This window comes from Kitasatospora sp. NPDC001539, from assembly GCF_040298565.1.
In the GTDB taxonomy this organism is placed as follows: domain Bacteria; phylum Actinomycetota; class Actinomycetes; order Streptomycetales; family Streptomycetaceae; genus Kitasatospora.
Genome location: NZ_JBEPAK010000023.1, coordinates 1 through 15,701 on the forward strand (window position 1 = coordinate 1; position 15,701 = coordinate 15,701).

Consider the following 15,701-nt stretch of genomic DNA (forward strand, 5'->3'; position numbering starts at 1 on the left):
GCAGCATGGAACAGATCTACCCCACCCACGATGAACTTCCGCCCACCGCATGACCGTTGGCATGCGACCGCTCCACCACATCAAGGGACACGACCACCAGCTCCGTCGGCCCCGCGCTCGCGGGGGTTGCTCCAGCGCCGGGACCTCCTGAGGATGGTCGTCCTCGTCGGCCCCGCGCTCGCGGGGGTTGCTCCGCGCTCGACCGGCTGATGGCCGTCGGGCCCCAGTCGGCCCCACGCTCGCGGGGGTTGCTCCGGCAAGGTCATCTTCGCGAGCGGCAACGAGGGGTCGGCCCCGCGCTCGCGGGGGTTGCTCCGTGTACGCGGCGTTGCAGCCGATGATCGAGCTGTCGGCCCCGCGCTCGCGGGGGTTGCTCGGAGTTCACCGTCGACGCGGCGGGCGGCGTGTCGGCCCCGCGCTCGCGGGGGTTGCTCCCGCGGATTCCGCCCCGAAGAACAGCGGCGGCCGTCGGCCCCGCACTCGCGGGGGTTGCTCCCGCACCATCTTCGCGACCGGGCGGGCCCGCTGGTCGGCCCCGCGCTCGCGGGGGTTGCTCCGATCCATTCCTGTGCGGACAGCCCATCACCCGTCGGCCCCGCGCTCGCGGGGGTTGCTCTCGGGGTGTCACGCTCCGTGCGTGCCCCGGGGGGTCGACCCCGCGCTCGGGGGTTGCTCCCGCGGACGCCGCGCAGGCCTGGGCGCTCAACGAGTCGGCCCCGCGCTCGCGGGGGTTGCTCTGACTCCCGGTACTGGCCCGGGTGCGGGTCCGCGTCGGCTCCGCGCTCGCGGGGGGTTGCTCCCTGCCGGGCGGCGGCCGGATCGACCCGGTCACGTCGGCCCCGCGCTCGCGGGGGTTGCTCTCCGGCGTTGATCCGGTAGGCGCCTCCGTTCAAGTCGGCCCCGCGCTCGCGGGGGTTGCTCCGCCCACGCCGCCGATTGCCGCGCGATCCCGTGGTCGGCCCCGTGCTCGCGGGGGTTGCTCCTCCACGGTGTGGCTGACCGCCGAGGAGGCCGCGTCGGCCCCGCGCTCGCGGGGTTGCTCAGTTTCGGAGCGATCGTCTCCCAGCGCGCGGTGGACCCCGACCGCCTGGCAAACCGAGCATCCCCCTCGGCAAGGCCTGACACACGGCAAGAGCCCCGGCCGGCGAGCGGCCAACCGATCACCGCTGCAGGGCTGCAGGGCTGCACCCGAACGGGGCCGGCTCGGCGGCCAGGGCTCCATTCGCCGAGCGCACACTCCCTCGCCGAGGAGGGAGCAACGTGCCGTTCCCAGGCCCGGCGCAGCCCTCGTTCTCGCCACCATGCCAAAGAACATCGAGAGCACCCGGCACAAGCTCAAGCGCCTGGTCAGCCCCGGCGTCCTCATCGAGCCCGAGACCGGCGTGGTCGCGCGGCACCGCCCAAGCAACTCCGCACCACCAGCCCACCGGGCACAAGTCGACGGCTGATCGGTGACACGACCTGGATAGTGGATTGCGTGGCCACTACAGAGACACCGAGAGTCGGCGGATGCGTGATCTGGAGCTGACCGACGGCGATCTCACCCTGTCGCCCCTGAACCTGGTCGATGTCAGCGCCCACCTGGCCGGCGAGGACGACCTCCTGGTGCGCTGGTTGAACGGCGGGGCGGGCACTCGGGCCAGCACTGAGAAATACGTGCGTCACTGCCTGGACCAGTGGGCCACCGAGGGACCGCTGCGTGCTTTCGGGATCAGAGTGGGCGCCGAGCAGACCCTCGCGGGAACGATCGACCTCCGGTTCGCGATGCCCGGTCTTGCCGCTTGGCAGGTGAACATCGCCTACGGCCTCTACCCCTCCTGGCGCGGGCGGGGCCTGGCGACCCGCGCGGTCCTGCTGGTCTGCCGGTACGCGGCAGGCGAAGGAGCAGATCAGGCAGTGATCCAGGTGGCTCCGGACAACCCGGGCTCGGCCGCGGTCGCCCGAAGGGCCGGCTTCACCTGCGTCGAGCAAGCCCTGGACGCGCACGGCAACCGGTTCGACCGGTACGTCCGCGCCCTGCACCGCGAACCAGCCCGCGATGCCGACCGCTGACAGCGAGCGGGAACCGGCTCGCGCACACGGTCCGGAGCCGAAACCCCGTGGACGGCGCGGGGACCGGCTTGCTGGAATGGGGCACGGCCGCTGTCGGAGTCGAAGGGATGCGGCGATGACCGAGATCAGGCTGCACCTGTCGGTGCGCGGCCTCACCGAGGCGGACCTGCCGTCCTGCGGCTGGGCCGGCTCCCCCAAGCACGTGCGCGAGCTCGTCCACCAGATCCGCCGTGCCGAGGCGGGCGAGGTCGACTACCTGGCGGTGTGCACGCGGGCCGGGCTCCCGGTGGCGGTCGGCGGCGTCGACTATACGGTCACGCCCGGCGCCGGCACGCTCTGGCAACTCAGCGTGCACCCGGCCCTGCAGTCCTGCGGGATCGGCACGCTGCTGATCCGCTCCGCCGAGCAGCGGATCGGCGCCCGGGGCCTGACCCGCGCCGAACTCGGCGTCGAGGAGAGCAACCCGCGCGCCCGCGCCCTCTACGAACGCCTGGGCTACCGGGCCTACGGCCGCGAGCTGGACTCCTGGGACGTGGAGGCCGAGGACGGCTCGCTCCAGCGGTACGAGACGGTGTGCACGCTGATGCGCAAGAACCTGGCATGATGCGGGAGTTCGCGGCGTTCCTCGCCGAGGCGACGGCCGACCCGGCCGTAGTCGGGCTCGTCCTCAAGGGCTCCCGGGCCCACGACGGCATGACCACCCTCCACTCCGACCACGACCTCTACGTCATCCTCGCCGACGATGCGGCCAGCGAGCTGACGGCGCTCGACGGTTACCGCTCCGCGCGGCTCGACCTGGTCGTCACCACCCTGGAACGGTTCCGCCGGCCCGCCGACTGGGAGCGGTACGCCATCGCCCGCTCCAAAGTGCTGCTCGACCGACGCGACGGGGAGGTCACCCGGATCGTCGCCGGGATGGGGCGGCTCGGCGACGAGGAGGCCTTCCGGTCCGGCGCCGCCCTGCTGGACGCCTACGCCAACGCGCTCTACCGCTCGGTCAAGAACCACCGCGACGGCAACCCGCTCGCCGGCCACCTCGACGCGGCCGCCAGTGTCGGATACCTGCTCGACCTGCTCTTCGCCCTGGACCGCCGACCCCGCCCCTACAACAAGTACCTGGCCTGGGAGCTGGACCGGTTCCCGCTGCCCGGCTGGGAGAGCGCCGCGCTGCTGGACACCGTCGCCCGGATCACCGCGACCGGCGAAGTGGCGCCACAGCAAGAGCTCTTCGCCCGCGTCGAGGCGGCAGCCCGGGCCGCCGGCCACGCGGCGGTGCTGGACGCCTGGGGCGAGGACCTGCTACTGATGCGGCCCCACCCGGACTCCCCGACCCACCAGACCTCCTGACCAGGGCCGACAGCCGCATCGGGCAGAGCTGCTCAGAGCGTCCTCAAGGTCTGTCCGGGGTACCGACAGCTCGGTACGACTGGACTACTGCGCCCAGCGTCCCATGGTCGGCGCGATGCCGATCAGGCACTCGACGTCGGTCCGGAAGCCAACGAGGGCAAGGGCGGTCAGGCGCAGATGGCCCTCTAGGCAGACCAGGTCGTCATGCCTCTCGCCGACGAGGATGAGCGGAGGAAACCGCGCACCCCTGATGAGCGCGTGGGCTGCCTCGACGAACGGTTCGTTGGGCACGTCGAAGGCCCGGAGCCCCGCCCTGATGCGTGCGGCCGCGTCGGTCGGCCGGCGGCTGCCACCCGAAAGTTCGACCCAGTAGGAATACTCGAGGTAGCGCACGCCGGCTACCTCGTCACTGGACAGGAGTGCCCTGGTCCACGCGACCTGAGGGGGGAAGTTCTCGAACAAGTCGCGGTTCTCGCCGTACCCGCGCGTCGCGGCGAGCAGAGCGCGACGTGCGACGTTCGCTCCAGCGTCGGAGAGGTCCGGATGCGTCAGCAACTGCTCGGCCTGCCCGGCTGCCGCCAGGTGGGACCGGAGGTTCTGGCCGAACCTCCGGCTGGACAGCTCGCCGCGCAAGAAGCAGGCGACCATCTCGTCCTCACTGCTCATACCCAGTACCCGCACGACCGTCAGCGTAGGATCGATTTGCTTCGCCGGCACCACCCGGGCCGACCTGCCACTCGGCACCACCAGCCCGCCCCAATCCCGCTGGACGCGCGGCCCAGCGGCGACCGCAGGTGATGAACGCCCGCACGCCGTCGGCTCTCACGGCTGAGCGCTGGCCGCGCTGGGCGAGTCGTAGGCGATCACGCCGCCATCGAACGCCGGTCCATTCAACACCGGCCCAGGCAACGCCGGTCCGTGCAACACCGGTCCACGCACCAACGCCGGTTTACACCTTCCCACCCCCGCACGATCCCGTTCGCTGGACGGCACGACTTGTTCAGGAGTCCCTGGATGACCAATGATGATGATCAATCTTTGCTACTACCCGGTCCTACCGCATGTGCGTCGGACCCGACACCGGAGTTGCGCTATGAAGAGTCTGCACCGCAAGGTCGCCGTCGTCACCGGGGCGACGAGCGGCATCGGCGCCCGCGTTGCGGAGGTGTTCGCCGCCGAGGGCGCCTACGTCGTCCTCGCCGGCCGTCGCGAGCAGGAAGGACAGCAGCGGGCCGCGGCACTGGGCGAGTCGGCGACCTTCGTACGCTGCGACGTTTCGGTCGAAGCGGACGTCGAGGCACTGGTCGGCCACGCCGTCGAGCGCTACGGGCGGCTGGACGTCATGGTCAACAACGCCGGCGGGCCGGGGAACATGGCGTCGGTGACGGACTTCGACTCGGCCGTGTTCACCCGGACGCTGGCGGTCCATGTCGCGGGCGTCATGCACGGCGTCAAGCATGCCGGACGGCAGATGGTGGCGCAGCGCTCGGGCAGCATCATCAACGTGGCGAGCCTGGCGGGGAAGATCGCCGGCTGGTCCGGCCTGGACTATTCGACCGCCAAGGCCGCGGTTCTCCACCTCACCCGGTGCGCAGCGGTGGATCTGGGTGAGCACGAGGTCCGCGTGAACAGCGTGTCCCCCGGTTTCGTGCCGACGGGCATCTTCGCCAAGGGTTCCGGCGCCGAGGCATCGGCGGCTGACGCCACGGCCGCGTCAGTGGCCGAGGCGTTCAAGCCGCTGCTGGACTCCAGCCAACCGCTCCCCGGCACCGTTCGGACCGACGACATCGCCGCGGCTGTACTGTGGCTCGCCGGCGACGCCAGCCGCCTGGTGACCGGCCAGGATCTGGCAGTCGACGGCGGCATGACGGCCGGACGCCCCGCCGCGGTCTCCCGGGCCGAACGGACCCGCATGCGCGACCTTCTCTCCTCCTGACCTTGCGGAAGCGCATCGCCCGGGCGTGGGCCGGCGATAGGGTCGGGACATGTGGGAGGAACTGGAGGCAACTGACTGGGCGACGCTGAAGGACAACTGCGGGTCCGCCGAGGATGTGCCCGCTCTGTTGCGTCAGTGCGCGGGACAGAATCTGCAGGACGTCGACCACGCCGCATTTGAGCTCCTCAACCATCTGTTCCACCAAGGCGGTTGGATCTGCTCGGCTTCGTCGGCGGCGCTGCCCTTTCTCGTACGGTTGGCCGCGAGTCCGGACGTCCTGCTCTCGAGCCGCCGCGCGGTGCTGGAACTGGTGTCGAGGCTGGTGAGCGAGGCGGGGCGGGTCGCTGAGAGGTTCCTCGACCCCGGCTGGCGGCCGGCTTGGGAACGGGCGGTGCCGAAGGTGCTCCTCCTGCTCACCGACCCTGCTGCCGAAATCCGACGGGACGCAGCCCACATCCTCGGCGCCTGCGAGACCCGCGGTGAAGCCGTACTGTCTGCGCTGGTGCAGTGCTGGCGGTCGGAGGCCGATCCAGCGACCCGCCTGGACCTGATCCTCGCGCTCGGCCTGGCAGCCGGACGGGAACCCGCCGGCCCGCAGGCTGCCGAGGTCCTGGAACTGCTCCGCGACTTGCTCGACACGCCGGACGTGCAGATCCGCCTGGCAGCAGTGCACGCGCTCGCCCCGACTGATCCGAACCTTCCCGCACGACGAGCCGATCTCCTGCTGCAAGCAGTCCGCGACCCGAGCGTCGAGTTGTGGCGCCACACCAGCTCGGTCAGTACCGATGTCACCGGTGTCCACCACTGGACCGCGAAGTTGTTCACCGAGCCGTTCCCCGCCTTCGCCCTCGGGCTCCTGCAGGACCATTCCGACGTCGACCAGCGGGTCGGTGCACTGGCCCAGGCCGGAGGGTTGCTGGCGCAATGGCGCTCGGCGAGCACCGAACTCCTTCCCGCTCTCGCCGCACGGTTGGACGATCCTGCCCCCGAGGTCCGGTTCCGCGCGGCCGAGCTGCTGGCGTGCCTCGGCCCGGCCGCCACGGTTCACGCCGACGAGGTCGCCATCCTGCTCGGCGACAGCGGCGCCCGGACCACCCGGAAGCGGGAGACCGTCGCCGAGGCCGCGTTGTGGGCGCTGGCTCGCATGAACGACCTACGCTGCATACCAGCCCTGATCGAAGCGGCAGCCGCACCACGATCGGGCTTGGCCAGTGGTTGCAAGACCGTCGTCAGTTCCCCGCGACTCCGATCCCTGCCAGCGCGGTCGCTGCCGCTGTCCACCGCCGCACCTCCGCCCTGCGCAGCCGGGCGGCGAGCACGGCGCCCGCGAGGGCGCGTTGGGTGTCCGGGGACAGCACCGGACGGTGCCGGGCCGGCGTGTCCTCTCGGTACCCGGCTCGGCGCGGTCATGCTCCCGGTGCGATCCCGTTGATCACGCGGTCGAGCAGGCGATCGAAAACCGCCTTGGGGTTCTGGTTGCCGCTCGGTTCAGCCAGGGCCCGGGCGAGATGGGGATAGTTGCCGCTGGCGACGACGGAGTGAAGGTAGCGGGCCTGGGCGTCGAGGAGCTCACCGGGGGTCCGGCCGGTGGCTTCGACGGCGCGCTCCTGGGCGAGTTCGTACGACATGTGGCTGGCGACGAACCCGGTGAGGAGGGTGAAGGTCTCCAGCCGCGCCTGGGCGTCCAAGCCGGTCGGGGCGAGTGCGGCGAGCGCGTACTCCAGGACGGCGAGGACGTTCGGTCCGAGGGTCTGGCGGGTCGGTAGTGCGGCGGGCAGCCAGGGGTGGCGCCGCATGATGGCGCGTTGCTCGTGGGCGATCTGTCGAAGGTCGTGGCGCCAGTCCCCGGAGGGCTCGTTCGGCAGCTGGTGGTCGCCGCTCACCTCGTCGATCATCAGCTCCAGCAGTGTCTCCTTGTTGGGGACGTAGCTGTACAGGGACATCGTTCCGGCTCCGAGCCGGGCCGCGACCGCGCGCATCGTGACGGCGGCAAGCCCTTCGGTGTCGGCGATGGCGACTGCGGACGCGGTGATCTCGGCCCGACTGCGCGCCGGAGGCCTCCCCCGGCGCGGGCGTTCCGCTGCCGACCAGAGCGACTCCGGGTCCACGCCGGCCTGCGTCCCCGATGAATCCGTGCGGGCCACGGTGGCACCTCCCTGCTCCTGACGCGTCCATCCAAGCATGGGCTATTCTCGTACATCGTACGGGAAGTGAGAGACTCGCTTACGCCCAGGAATCGAGGCACCGCTGTGATGCCGACGCACCGCCCACCCGCGAAGAAGCCGCCCCTGAGCGCCAGGGTCATGAGACGGTCCATGCGGGGACTGCCGCCGAAGCTGCACGACATCGCCTACGAGCCCGGCCTCGCCGTGCCCGCTGCCGATGGCAGCCCTCTGCTGACCGACCACTACTTCCCCCTGGACGCCGGAGACTTCCCCACGCTCCTGATCCGCTCGCCCTACGGCCGGGGATTCCCCTGGGCACCGATGTACGGCGTCCTACTGGCCGAACAGGGCTTCCACGTCGTTCTCCAGAGCTGCCGTGGCACCGGTGGCTCCGGCGGAGAGTTCGACCTGTGGCGCAACGAGGCCGCCGACGGCCAGGCCACCGTCGCCTGGCTTCGTCAACAGCCCTGGTTCTCCGGCGTTCTGGGGACCATCGGCTCCAGCTACCTCGCCTACGTCCAGTGGGCTCTCGCCCTGGACCCGCCCCCGGAGCTGCGCGCGATGGCGGTCCAGATCGGCATGCACGATCCCCACCGCTTCTTCTACCGCGGCGGCGCGTTCTCCCTGGAGGATGCACTCGTCGTCGCCGTCGGCCTCACCACCCAGCACCGGGGCATACCGAGCTTCCTGCGGGCGACCCTGCGGCTGCAGCGTCACCTGCGGAAGGTGCCGGGAGGCCGCCCCGTCCTCGAGGCGTACCGGGCCGCGCTGGGCGGACCGGTACCGTTCCTCGAAGAGGCGATGGCGCACCCCGATCCCGGGGATGCCCACTGGCACGGGGCGGACGCGGGGCCCGCAGCCGAAGGACTGACCGTGCCGACCAGCCTGATCGGCGGCTGGCACGACGTGAACCTCGACCAGACCCTGCAGCAGTACGGGCGGCTGCGGCGGGCCGGCTGTGAAACGTCGCTGCTCGTCGGCCCGTGGTCCCACCAGTCGGCACTCCAGCAAGGCTGGCCCGAGGTCTTCGCCGAGAGCCTTGCCTGGCTGCGGGCCCACCTGTGCGGTGACCCGTCCGGCCTGCGACCGACCGGAGTTCGGGTCCACCTCGGAGGCCGGGGGTCCTGGCGGGACCTACTCGACTGGCCGCCGGCCCGTCGGGGCCAGTACTGGTACGTCGGCACCGGGAGCACCCTGGTCTCCCGCGCTCCCGAGGCCACGACGGAGCCGCTGTCCTTCCGCTACGACCCGGCCGATCCGACTCCCTCCCTCGGCGGCGCCCTGGTCGGCGGCAGAGCCGCTCAGAGGGACAACCGGCCTCTGGAGGCGCGGCAGGACGTGCTGACCTTCACCACGGAACCGCTGACCACACCCGTCGACGTCCTCGGGCCGGTCAGTTCGGTCCTGCAGGTCAGTACGGACACCGGTCACGCCGACGTCTTCGTGCGGCTCTGCGACGTCGACCCGCAGAACCGCTCGACCAACGTCTGCGACGGACTGCAGAGACTCCAAGCTGCCGATACCCCGATCACCGTCACGGTGGAAATGAGCTCTACCGCCTACCGCTTCCTCCCCGGACACCGGATCCGTCTACAGATCAGCGGTGGAGCGCACCCGCGCTTCACTCGCAACACCGGAACCGGCGAGTCCTGGGCGACGACCACCCGCCTCGCACCGGTACGGATATCGCTCCATCACCCCTCGATGCTCGTGCTCCCCGCTCCGGACAAGGCCGAAGGCGAATAGGGAGTGTCTTTGCGTTCACCGGCTCGTTTGCCAGGTCGTGAGAGGGACACCGGACATATCCGATGAGGCCTGATCGGTGATCGGTCCGCCGCCTCCGGCGGCGGGGCGGCCAGGGGCCATGGGTGCGACCAGCGCCAGGTGGTCGGGGCGATCGGGTACGCGCACCGCGTCGGGCCCCGTGGCGGGACCTGCCCGAGCACTCCGACCCGTGGAAGACCGCCCACGGCCGCGGTACGCACCGGTCGCGGCGCGACCGGTGGCCGGCTGGATGTTCGCGGAGTACCGGGCTCCCGGCGGCCGGGCGGTTTACTGCCGTCCCGCACCGAACGCGTGAGTCGATCGGGAGGTCAAGAGCGCGTTAACCGGGCGGTGCTGGGCGTAGGGAAAACGTCAACGGGACTGCTCGCCACCTTCCCTCGGAGTCTTATGGATCCCAGGGACCGTCGGAGATCTGGCGGCAGATTCACCAGTCTGGCCGCCATTTCTCCGACGAATCCAAGAAACAGCAGCAGGTCAACGCGAAGGAAGCAGCACCATGGCCGAGGACACCCGGATCGTCGTCGGAGTCAGCGGATCGGCCGGCAACCAGGCCGCCCTGCACCGCGCCGTGCAGGAGGCCCGCCTGCGGAACGCCGTACTCGTCCCGGTGATGGCCTGGATCCCGGTCGGCGGCGAGGCCGCCTACCGCACCGCGCCGTGCCCGTCGCTGGCGGAGCTCTGGGCGAAGGCGGCCCAGGACCGGCTCGACGCCGCCCTCGCCCTGGCCTTCGGTGGGTACCCGGCGGATGTCCGCGCCGAGCCCGTGGTGATGCGGGGCGAGACCGGTCCGGTGCTCGTCCAGGTCGCGGACCGACCGGGTGACCTGCTCGTGGTGGGCACCGGCCGGCGCAGCCCGCTGCGCACCCTCCTCCAGCACGGCTCCGTGAGCCGCTACTGCCTGGCGCACGCCGCCTGCACCGTGGTGGCGGTTCCGCCGACCGCCACGGTGGACAACGGCGCGGCGAGCGACGGCCGTCGCGCCCGCCTCGCGGCCGTCTGACGTGGGACCAGGCCTGCTCGGCCGCAGGACCGGGCGCGAGTTCCACGCGCCCACCGTGGTCTGAGGCGGACGCCCCGCTGGTACCGAACCCCGCGACACGGGCCCGGCACCAGCGGGGCGCCGCGCTTCCCGCGAGCGGGCGGGCGCAGAGGCAGAAGGTGATCCACGCCCGCCTTGCCGATCCCACACCGGTGGGTCAGCCGGCGAGCTCCTCCCGCAGGCGGCGGGCGGCGGCGAGCAGCTTGTCCCGGTAGGCCCGGGTCTCCGGCCCCGTGCCGGGTGGCCAGGTAGCCGGTGAGCTGTTCGGCGAAGTACTGGACCATGTCGTTCTGCTCGGGCTCGCCATGCACCAGGACGTCCAGGCCGGCCTTCTCCTGCGAGCCGGTAGCCCGACTCGACAATGCCTGTTGCCCGTCCCGCTTCAGCTCCAGGCTACGGCGTCGCCGGGCAGGCGGAAGGCGGTGCCGGCCAGGCAGAAGGCGGTGCCGGCCAGGCGAGCGCGACGGCAACCGGCAGATGCAAGGGCGGCACCGGGCCTCCGTCGTCTCCATCCGGGTGCCCGGGCCGACGTCCAGGAACCATGCGAACGCGTCCGGAGCGGCGTCGCGTCGGCCGCCCGGCCCCTGTGGCTCGTCGTTCACACCGGGTCGGCCGCGGGGGCGGGGCGGAAGGTGCGGCGGTACGCCTGGGGGGTGACGCCGGCGGTGGTGCGGAGGTGGCGGCGCAGGGAGGCGCCGGTGCCGAGGCCGGTACGGTCGGCGATGAGGCCGACGGGCCAGTCGGTGGTCTCCAGGTAGTGGCGCGCCAGGTCGACGCGCTGGCGGACCAGCCACTGGGCCGGGGTGGTGCCGGTCTCGTCGCGGAAGCGGCGCGTGAAGGTGCGCACGCTCATGTTCGCGTGGGCGGCCAGGTCGGCCAGGGTGAGGGGTTCGGCGAGGCGTTCCACGGCCCATGCCTGGGTGGGGGCGGTGCCGGGGGCTGTCGGGTCGGGGACGGGGCGTTGGATGTACTGAGCCTGCCCGCCGTCCCGCCAGGGCGGTACCACGCAGGAACGGGCGACGTCGTTGGCGATCCGGCTGCCGTGGTCGCGGCGGACGAGGTGCAGGCACAGGTCGATCCCGGCGGCGACACCGGCGGAGGTGAGGATGTCGCCGTCGTCGACGAACAGCACACCGGGGTCGATGCGGATGGTGGTGAACATCCGTTGCAGGCGCTCCGCTTCGCGCCAGTGCGTGGTGGCGGGGCGGTGGTCGAGCAGCCCTGCGGCGGCCAGGACGTAGGCGGCGGTGCAGATGCCCACGATCCGGGTGCCGGGGCGGATGGCGGCCAGGGCCTCGCGCAGTGCGGCGGGCAGGCGGCCCTCGTCGCGGATGGGGCCGAGGGTGTGGGAGGGCGGGATGACGACGGTGTCGACGTCCGCCAGCAAGGAGGCGTCACGGCTGACGGTGAGGCCGTAGTCGGCCTCGGTCCGTACCGGCCCGCCGTCGAGGCTGCACGTGGTCACGGTGTAGAGCCGGTTGCCGGCCCCGTCGCGGGCGGCGCCGAAGATGCGGGCGGGGATGCCGAGCTCGAAGGGGACGACGCCGTCCAGTGCCAGAACGCCCACGTGGTGCATGGCCAGATCTTTTCAGGCCGTGGCCGTCACGCCGCTACCGGGGGCTCCCGGGGCGCGGCAGTCTGAGGGCGCGTCCGGGCGACCGGGCGCAACCTCAGGAAGCACACCCGGAAAGAGAACGCCGTCATGTCCCGAACCGCCACTGCCCCCACCATGCGCGCCGTCTCGCAGGACACCGCCGGAGCCCCGGACGTCCTCAAGGTGGTCGAGCGCCGGCGCCCGGAGCCGGGCCGCGGCGAGATCCTGGTCCGGGTGCACGCGGCGGGTGTGAACCCGGCCGACTGGAAGACCCGGCAGCGGGGGGTGTTCGCCGACGGGACACCGCTGCCCTTCGTCCTGGGGTTCGACGTCTCCGGGGTGGTCGAGGCGGCCGGCGACGGTGTCACCCTGTTCCAGCCGGGCGACGAGGTGTTCGGGATGCCGCGCTTCCCGCACCCGGCCGGCGCCTACGCCCAGTACGTCACCGCCCCGGCACGCCACTTCGCCCCTCGCCCCCGGGGCCTGACCCACATCGAGTCGGGCGCCCTTCCCCTGGCCTCGCTCACCGCCTGGCAGGCCCTCGTCGACACCGCCGGCGTCCGGCCCGGCCAGCGCGTCCTGGTCCACGCAGCCGCGGGCGGCGTCGGCCACCTGGCCGTCCAGATCGCCAAGGCACGCGGCGCGCATGTGATCGGCACCGCCAGCGCCGCCAAGCACGACCTGCTGCGCTCCCTGGGCGCCGACGAACTCGTCGACTACCGCACCCAGGACTTCGCCGAGACCGTCCGCGACGTCGACATCGTCCTGGACACCCTCGGCGGCGCCGACCGGGTCCGCTCCCTCCGCACCCTGCGCCGGGGCGGACGGTTGGTCACGATCCTGCCGTTGGACGATGCGTTCCCCCACGAGGAGGCCGAGGCGGCCGGGGTGCGGGCGGAGTTCATGCTCGTCGAGCCCGACCGGCAGGGCCTGCGTGAGATCACCGCACTGGTCGAGGACGGACGCCTGCGGGTAATCGCCGACGCCGTCTTCCCGCTGGAGGAGGCCGCCGCCGCCCACGCGCTGGGCGAGGCCGGCCGCACCACCGGGAAGATCGTCCTTTCCGTCACCTCGTGACCGGCCGTCATCGCCTCCCCCGCGCACGTCACGTGCGGGTCCCGCAGCGCCGGCAGCACCGGCAGCACCGGCAGGGCCGAGCCCACCATGCCGTTGAGCCGCCCGTGTCATGAGCTCCCTGTGTCGACGGGCGCCGCAAGTGGTAGGTGATGTGCCACGTCGAGGCGACCGCTCGCGATCGAGCGGCCGCGCTACCGCGGGTCGGAGCGGCCGCGCTACCGCGGGTCGGGGCGGTCGGCGGGTGCTCGGAGGGCATCCAGGAGCAGGTCGAGGTAGCGGCGCCAGTGGGTCTCGCTGCGGCCGGGGGTCACGGCGACGCTGGCCATCCGCAGGATGACGGGCAGGTCGTCCGGGGTGAGGTCGGTGCGCATCCGCCCGGCCTGCTGGCACCGTTCCAGCAGCCGGCGGAGCGTCTCGAAGAGCCGGAGGCCGGAGCTCTGCATCAGGGCGCCCTTCCGGCGCAGTGCCTCGAGCGAGTCCTGTTCGACGGACCACATGCGCATGGCGGCGGCCACCACGTCGACGAAGGCGGCCCAGGGGTCGGGGTGGTCGGCCGCGGCGGTGAGGGCGGGGTCGAGCTCCTCCTGGAAGCGCTGTTCCCAGATCGCGACGAGCAGGTCGTCGCGGCTGGGGAAGCGGCGGTAGAGCGTGGCAGGGGCGACGCCGGCGCGCTTGGCGATGTCCTCGAGCGGGGTCTCCAGGCCGTCTTCGGCGAACGCGGCGCGGGCGGCGGTGAGGATGCGCTGCTGGTTGCGCAGCGCGTCGGCGCGCAGGGGGCGCGGGCCGGGGTCGGGATTCGAGGAGGTCATGGCCCGATCCTACGACAAGTGAGAGCTTGCATTCACTTCACTGATGCCCTAGAAAGTGAGAGCAAGCTTTCACTTGTTGATCCGGTCCGGTCGTTCCCGGGCGGATCAGCCATGCGGCGCAGTCATGCGCGAAGAGATGGGGAAGACCATGACCGGATCCGTGATCGTGGTGGGCGCGGGCCCGACCGGGCTGGCCGTCGCGGCCGAACTGGCCCTGGCCGGGACCACCGTCACCGTGGTGGAGCGCCGCGCCGAGCGGCCCCTGGGCAGCAAGGCGACCGCCATGCAGGCCCGCGTCCTGGAACTGCTGGACATGCGCGGCGTGGTGGACACCTTCCTGGCCGCCGGGATGCCCTGGGGCAAGGGCCACTTCGGCGGTCTCCCACTGCCGCTCGACCAACTGCCCTCCCGCTACAACCACCTGCTGGTGATCCCTCAGCACCGCACCGAACTGCTGCTGGAGCAGCGCGCCACCGCCCTCGGCGTCACCGTCCTGCGCGGACACCGGGTCACCGGTCTCGACCAGGACGACCACGCGGTCACCGTCATCGCCGACCACGACGGCGGGCAGCTGCGGCTGAGCGCCGACTACCTGGTCGCCGCGGACGGCTCCCGCAGCACCGTGCGCGAGTTGCTCGGGGTCGCCTTCCCCGGCCAGGACGACCAGTGGACCAGCATCGCCGCCGAGGTGCGCCTCACCGACCCGCCCGCCGGCGTCAGCCTGGCGAGCGGACCGCTCGGCAAGGTCAACACCGCTCCGCTCGGCGACGGCTACTACAAAGTCATCTGCACCGACTCCCGCCGCAACCGGATACCGGTCGACGAGCCCGCCACCCTGGACGAACTGCGGTCCTCCATGCGCGACATCGCCGGCACCGACCACGGCATCACCGACCCGCTGCTGCTGGCCCGCTTCGGCGACGCCTCCCGCCAGATCGAGCAGTACCGCCACAAGCGCGTCCTGTTCGCCGGCGACGCCGCCCACATGCACTACCCGGCCGGAGGCCAGGGCATGAACACCGGCATCCAGGACGCCTTCAACCTCGGCTGGAAGCTCGCCGCCGTCGCCGACGGCCGCGCGCACCCGGCCCTGCTCGACACCTACCACGCCGAACGCCACCCCGTCGGACAGCAGTTGCTCGCCAACACCCGCGCCCAGGTGCCCCTGATCATGGCGTTCGGCGACGACCCGCTCACCGCGACCAAGCAGTACCTGGCCACCGAGATCCTGCCGATCCCCGGCGTCGCCGCGCACATCGCCGGCACGGAATCCGGCATCGGCATCCGCTACCCCGCCGAGGAGGACGCCCACCCGCGGGTCGGACACCGCCTGCCCGACCTCCACCTGCCCGCCCTCAGGGAGAACGGCACCCCGCTGGACGAGCACCGCGCCTTCCCCCTGCTGCGCGACGGCAACTTCCTGCTCCTGACCACCGCCGACTCACCCATGGCGGACACTCCCGCCGGCCGGCACCTGCGCGTGGTCACACTGCCCGCCGACGACGGTGAAACCCTCCTCGGCGCACCCTCGGTGCTGGTCCGTCCCGACGGCCACATCGCCTGGGCCGGCGGCGACGGCACCGACGACCGCGCCGCCCTGCACGCGGCCCTCCCCCACGGGGGCGCCACCGGCCGCCCCGTGGCCGCCTGAACCCGACGGAACCCGACGGGACCCGCCCCGCAACGGGCCTGCGCACCAGGCCCGTTGCCCGCTCCCAGGCAAGAGCCCCCGCGGACGAGGAGGTGAGGGCACCAGCGAGTCGGCGTCCCGCCGCCCCATCAGGGCCTTCCCGCTGGGTGACGAGCGCCTCGCTCCGCTTCTGCCTAAGGGCTGTCCCGTAAAGATCTCGAAGCCACCTCGCGCATGGTGGCGGCCTCCTTGCAGCAGCTCTTGCAG

The 15,701-nt window shown here is 72.1% G+C and carries 14 protein-coding genes, 1 pseudogene and 1 CRISPR repeat array; of the genes and pseudogenes, 10 read left to right on the forward strand and 5 right to left on the reverse strand.

Annotated elements, in window-relative coordinates:
* Positions 1-104: 104 nt before the first annotated feature.
* A CRISPR array of direct repeats spans positions 105-617; the repeat unit is 28 nt; unit sequence GTCGGCCCCGCGCTCGCGGGGGTTGCTC.
* 684 nt (positions 618-1,301) lie between these two features.
* From ABT247_RS06720 to ABT247_RS06735, 4 genes are all read left to right on the forward strand, one after another.
* Positions 1,302-1,448, forward strand: a complete 147-nt coding sequence (locus ABT247_RS06720) for a hypothetical protein (RefSeq protein ID WP_350739001.1) — start codon at positions 1,302-1,304, stop codon at positions 1,446-1,448.
* A 61-nt stretch (positions 1,449-1,509) separates the two neighbouring features.
* Positions 1,510-2,052 (forward strand): GNAT family N-acetyltransferase, encoded by a 543-nt coding sequence (locus ABT247_RS06725; protein ID WP_350739003.1) that lies wholly within the window; start codon positions 1,510-1,512, stop codon positions 2,050-2,052.
* Positions 2,053-2,167: 115 nt separating this feature from the next.
* On the forward strand, positions 2,168-2,656 hold the full coding sequence (locus tag ABT247_RS06730) for a GNAT family N-acetyltransferase (RefSeq protein WP_350739007.1): 489 nt from the start codon (positions 2,168-2,170) through the stop codon (positions 2,654-2,656).
* Entirely contained in the window at positions 2,653-3,399 is a 747-nt protein-coding gene (locus tag ABT247_RS06735; RefSeq protein WP_350739010.1) for a hypothetical protein, read from the forward strand. The genes ABT247_RS06730 and ABT247_RS06735 overlap by 4 nt, the downstream gene beginning before the upstream one ends.
* A gap of 84 nt (positions 3,400-3,483) precedes the next feature.
* On the opposite strand, the gene ABT247_RS06740 is transcribed toward ABT247_RS06735, so the two are convergent.
* Entirely contained in the window at positions 3,484-4,080 is a 597-nt protein-coding gene (locus ABT247_RS06740) for a hypothetical protein (RefSeq protein ID WP_350739013.1), read from the reverse strand.
* A 340-nt stretch (positions 4,081-4,420) separates the two neighbouring features.
* On the opposite strand from ABT247_RS06740, the gene ABT247_RS06745 reads away from it, so the two are divergent.
* On the forward strand, positions 4,421-5,335 hold the full coding sequence (locus tag ABT247_RS06745) for an SDR family NAD(P)-dependent oxidoreductase (protein WP_350739016.1): 915 nt from the start codon (positions 4,421-4,423) through the stop codon (positions 5,333-5,335).
* Positions 5,336-5,384: 49 nt separating this feature from the next.
* Positions 5,385-6,767 (forward strand): HEAT repeat domain-containing protein, encoded by a 1,383-nt coding sequence (locus ABT247_RS06750; RefSeq protein ID WP_350739019.1) that lies wholly within the window; start codon positions 5,385-5,387, stop codon positions 6,765-6,767.
* Here the strand turns inward: ABT247_RS06750 and ABT247_RS06755 are convergent.
* The gene (locus tag ABT247_RS06755) at positions 6,742-7,443 is read right to left on the reverse strand and encodes a TetR/AcrR family transcriptional regulator (protein ID WP_350739092.1); all 702 of its coding nucleotides are present in this window, start codon (positions 7,441-7,443) and stop codon (positions 6,742-6,744) included. The genes ABT247_RS06750 and ABT247_RS06755 overlap by 26 nt on opposite strands.
* A gap of 207 nt (positions 7,444-7,650) precedes the next feature.
* Between ABT247_RS06755 and ABT247_RS06760 the strand changes: the two genes are divergently transcribed.
* Entirely contained in the window at positions 7,651-9,246 is a 1,596-nt protein-coding gene (locus ABT247_RS06760) for a CocE/NonD family hydrolase (RefSeq protein ID WP_350739023.1), read from the forward strand.
* A 535-nt stretch (positions 9,247-9,781) separates the two neighbouring features.
* On the forward strand, positions 9,782-10,285 hold the full coding sequence (locus tag ABT247_RS06765; RefSeq protein WP_350739026.1) for a universal stress protein: 504 nt from the start codon (positions 9,782-9,784) through the stop codon (positions 10,283-10,285).
* A gap of 269 nt (positions 10,286-10,554) precedes the next feature.
* Here the strand turns inward: ABT247_RS06765 and ABT247_RS33610 are convergent.
* A pseudogene (locus ABT247_RS33610) lies at positions 10,555-10,836 on the reverse strand (hypothetical protein); the annotation flags it as partial.
* A gap of 86 nt (positions 10,837-10,922) precedes the next feature.
* Positions 10,923-11,900: a GlxA family transcriptional regulator gene (locus tag ABT247_RS06775; RefSeq protein ID WP_350739029.1), complete on the reverse strand. Its 978-nt coding sequence runs from the start codon at positions 11,898-11,900 to the stop codon at positions 10,923-10,925.
* Between the two features lie 126 nt (positions 11,901-12,026).
* Between ABT247_RS06775 and ABT247_RS06780 the strand changes: the two genes are divergently transcribed.
* Entirely contained in the window at positions 12,027-12,995 is a 969-nt protein-coding gene (locus ABT247_RS06780) for an NADP-dependent oxidoreductase (protein WP_350739032.1), read from the forward strand.
* A 215-nt stretch (positions 12,996-13,210) separates the two neighbouring features.
* On the opposite strand, the gene ABT247_RS06785 is transcribed toward ABT247_RS06780, so the two are convergent.
* A complete protein-coding gene (locus ABT247_RS06785; protein WP_350739035.1) occupies positions 13,211-13,804 on the reverse strand; it encodes a TetR/AcrR family transcriptional regulator in 594 nt (197 codons plus the stop codon).
* Positions 13,805-13,952: 148 nt separating this feature from the next.
* Between ABT247_RS06785 and ABT247_RS06790 the strand changes: the two genes are divergently transcribed.
* Positions 13,953-15,455: an FAD-dependent oxidoreductase gene (locus ABT247_RS06790; RefSeq protein WP_350739037.1), complete on the forward strand. Its 1,503-nt coding sequence runs from the start codon at positions 13,953-13,955 to the stop codon at positions 15,453-15,455.
* The last annotated feature ends 246 nt before the right edge of the window (positions 15,456-15,701 follow it).

Bases quoted from the DNA above. Each gene is read 5' to 3' on its own strand.
- ABT247_RS06760 (WP_350739023.1), top strand. From the start codon at position 7,651: ATGCGGGGACTGCCGCCGAAGCTGCACGACATCGCCTACGAGCCCGGC.
- ABT247_RS06785 (WP_350739035.1), bottom strand. From the start codon at position 13,804: ATGACCTCCTCGAATCCCGACCCCGGCCCGCGCCCCCTGCGCGCCGAC.
- ABT247_RS06780 (WP_350739032.1), top strand. From the start codon at position 12,027: ATGTCCCGAACCGCCACTGCCCCCACCATGCGCGCCGTCTCGCAGGAC.
- ABT247_RS06730 (WP_350739007.1), top strand. From the start codon at position 2,168: ATGACCGAGATCAGGCTGCACCTGTCGGTGCGCGGCCTCACCGAGGCG.
- ABT247_RS06775 (WP_350739029.1), bottom strand. From the start codon at position 11,900: ATGCACCACGTGGGCGTTCTGGCACTGGACGGCGTCGTCCCCTTCGAG.
- ABT247_RS06765 (WP_350739026.1), top strand. From the start codon at position 9,782: ATGGCCGAGGACACCCGGATCGTCGTCGGAGTCAGCGGATCGGCCGGC.
- ABT247_RS06725 (WP_350739003.1), top strand. From the start codon at position 1,510: ATGCGTGATCTGGAGCTGACCGACGGCGATCTCACCCTGTCGCCCCTG.
- ABT247_RS06720 (WP_350739001.1), top strand. From the start codon at position 1,302: ATGCCAAAGAACATCGAGAGCACCCGGCACAAGCTCAAGCGCCTGGTC.
- ABT247_RS06790 (WP_350739037.1), top strand. From the start codon at position 13,953: ATGACCGGATCCGTGATCGTGGTGGGCGCGGGCCCGACCGGGCTGGCC.
- ABT247_RS06750 (WP_350739019.1), top strand. From the start codon at position 5,385: ATGTGGGAGGAACTGGAGGCAACTGACTGGGCGACGCTGAAGGACAAC.
- ABT247_RS06745 (WP_350739016.1), top strand. From the start codon at position 4,421: ATGATGATGATCAATCTTTGCTACTACCCGGTCCTACCGCATGTGCGT.
- ABT247_RS06735 (WP_350739010.1), top strand. From the start codon at position 2,653: ATGATGCGGGAGTTCGCGGCGTTCCTCGCCGAGGCGACGGCCGACCCG.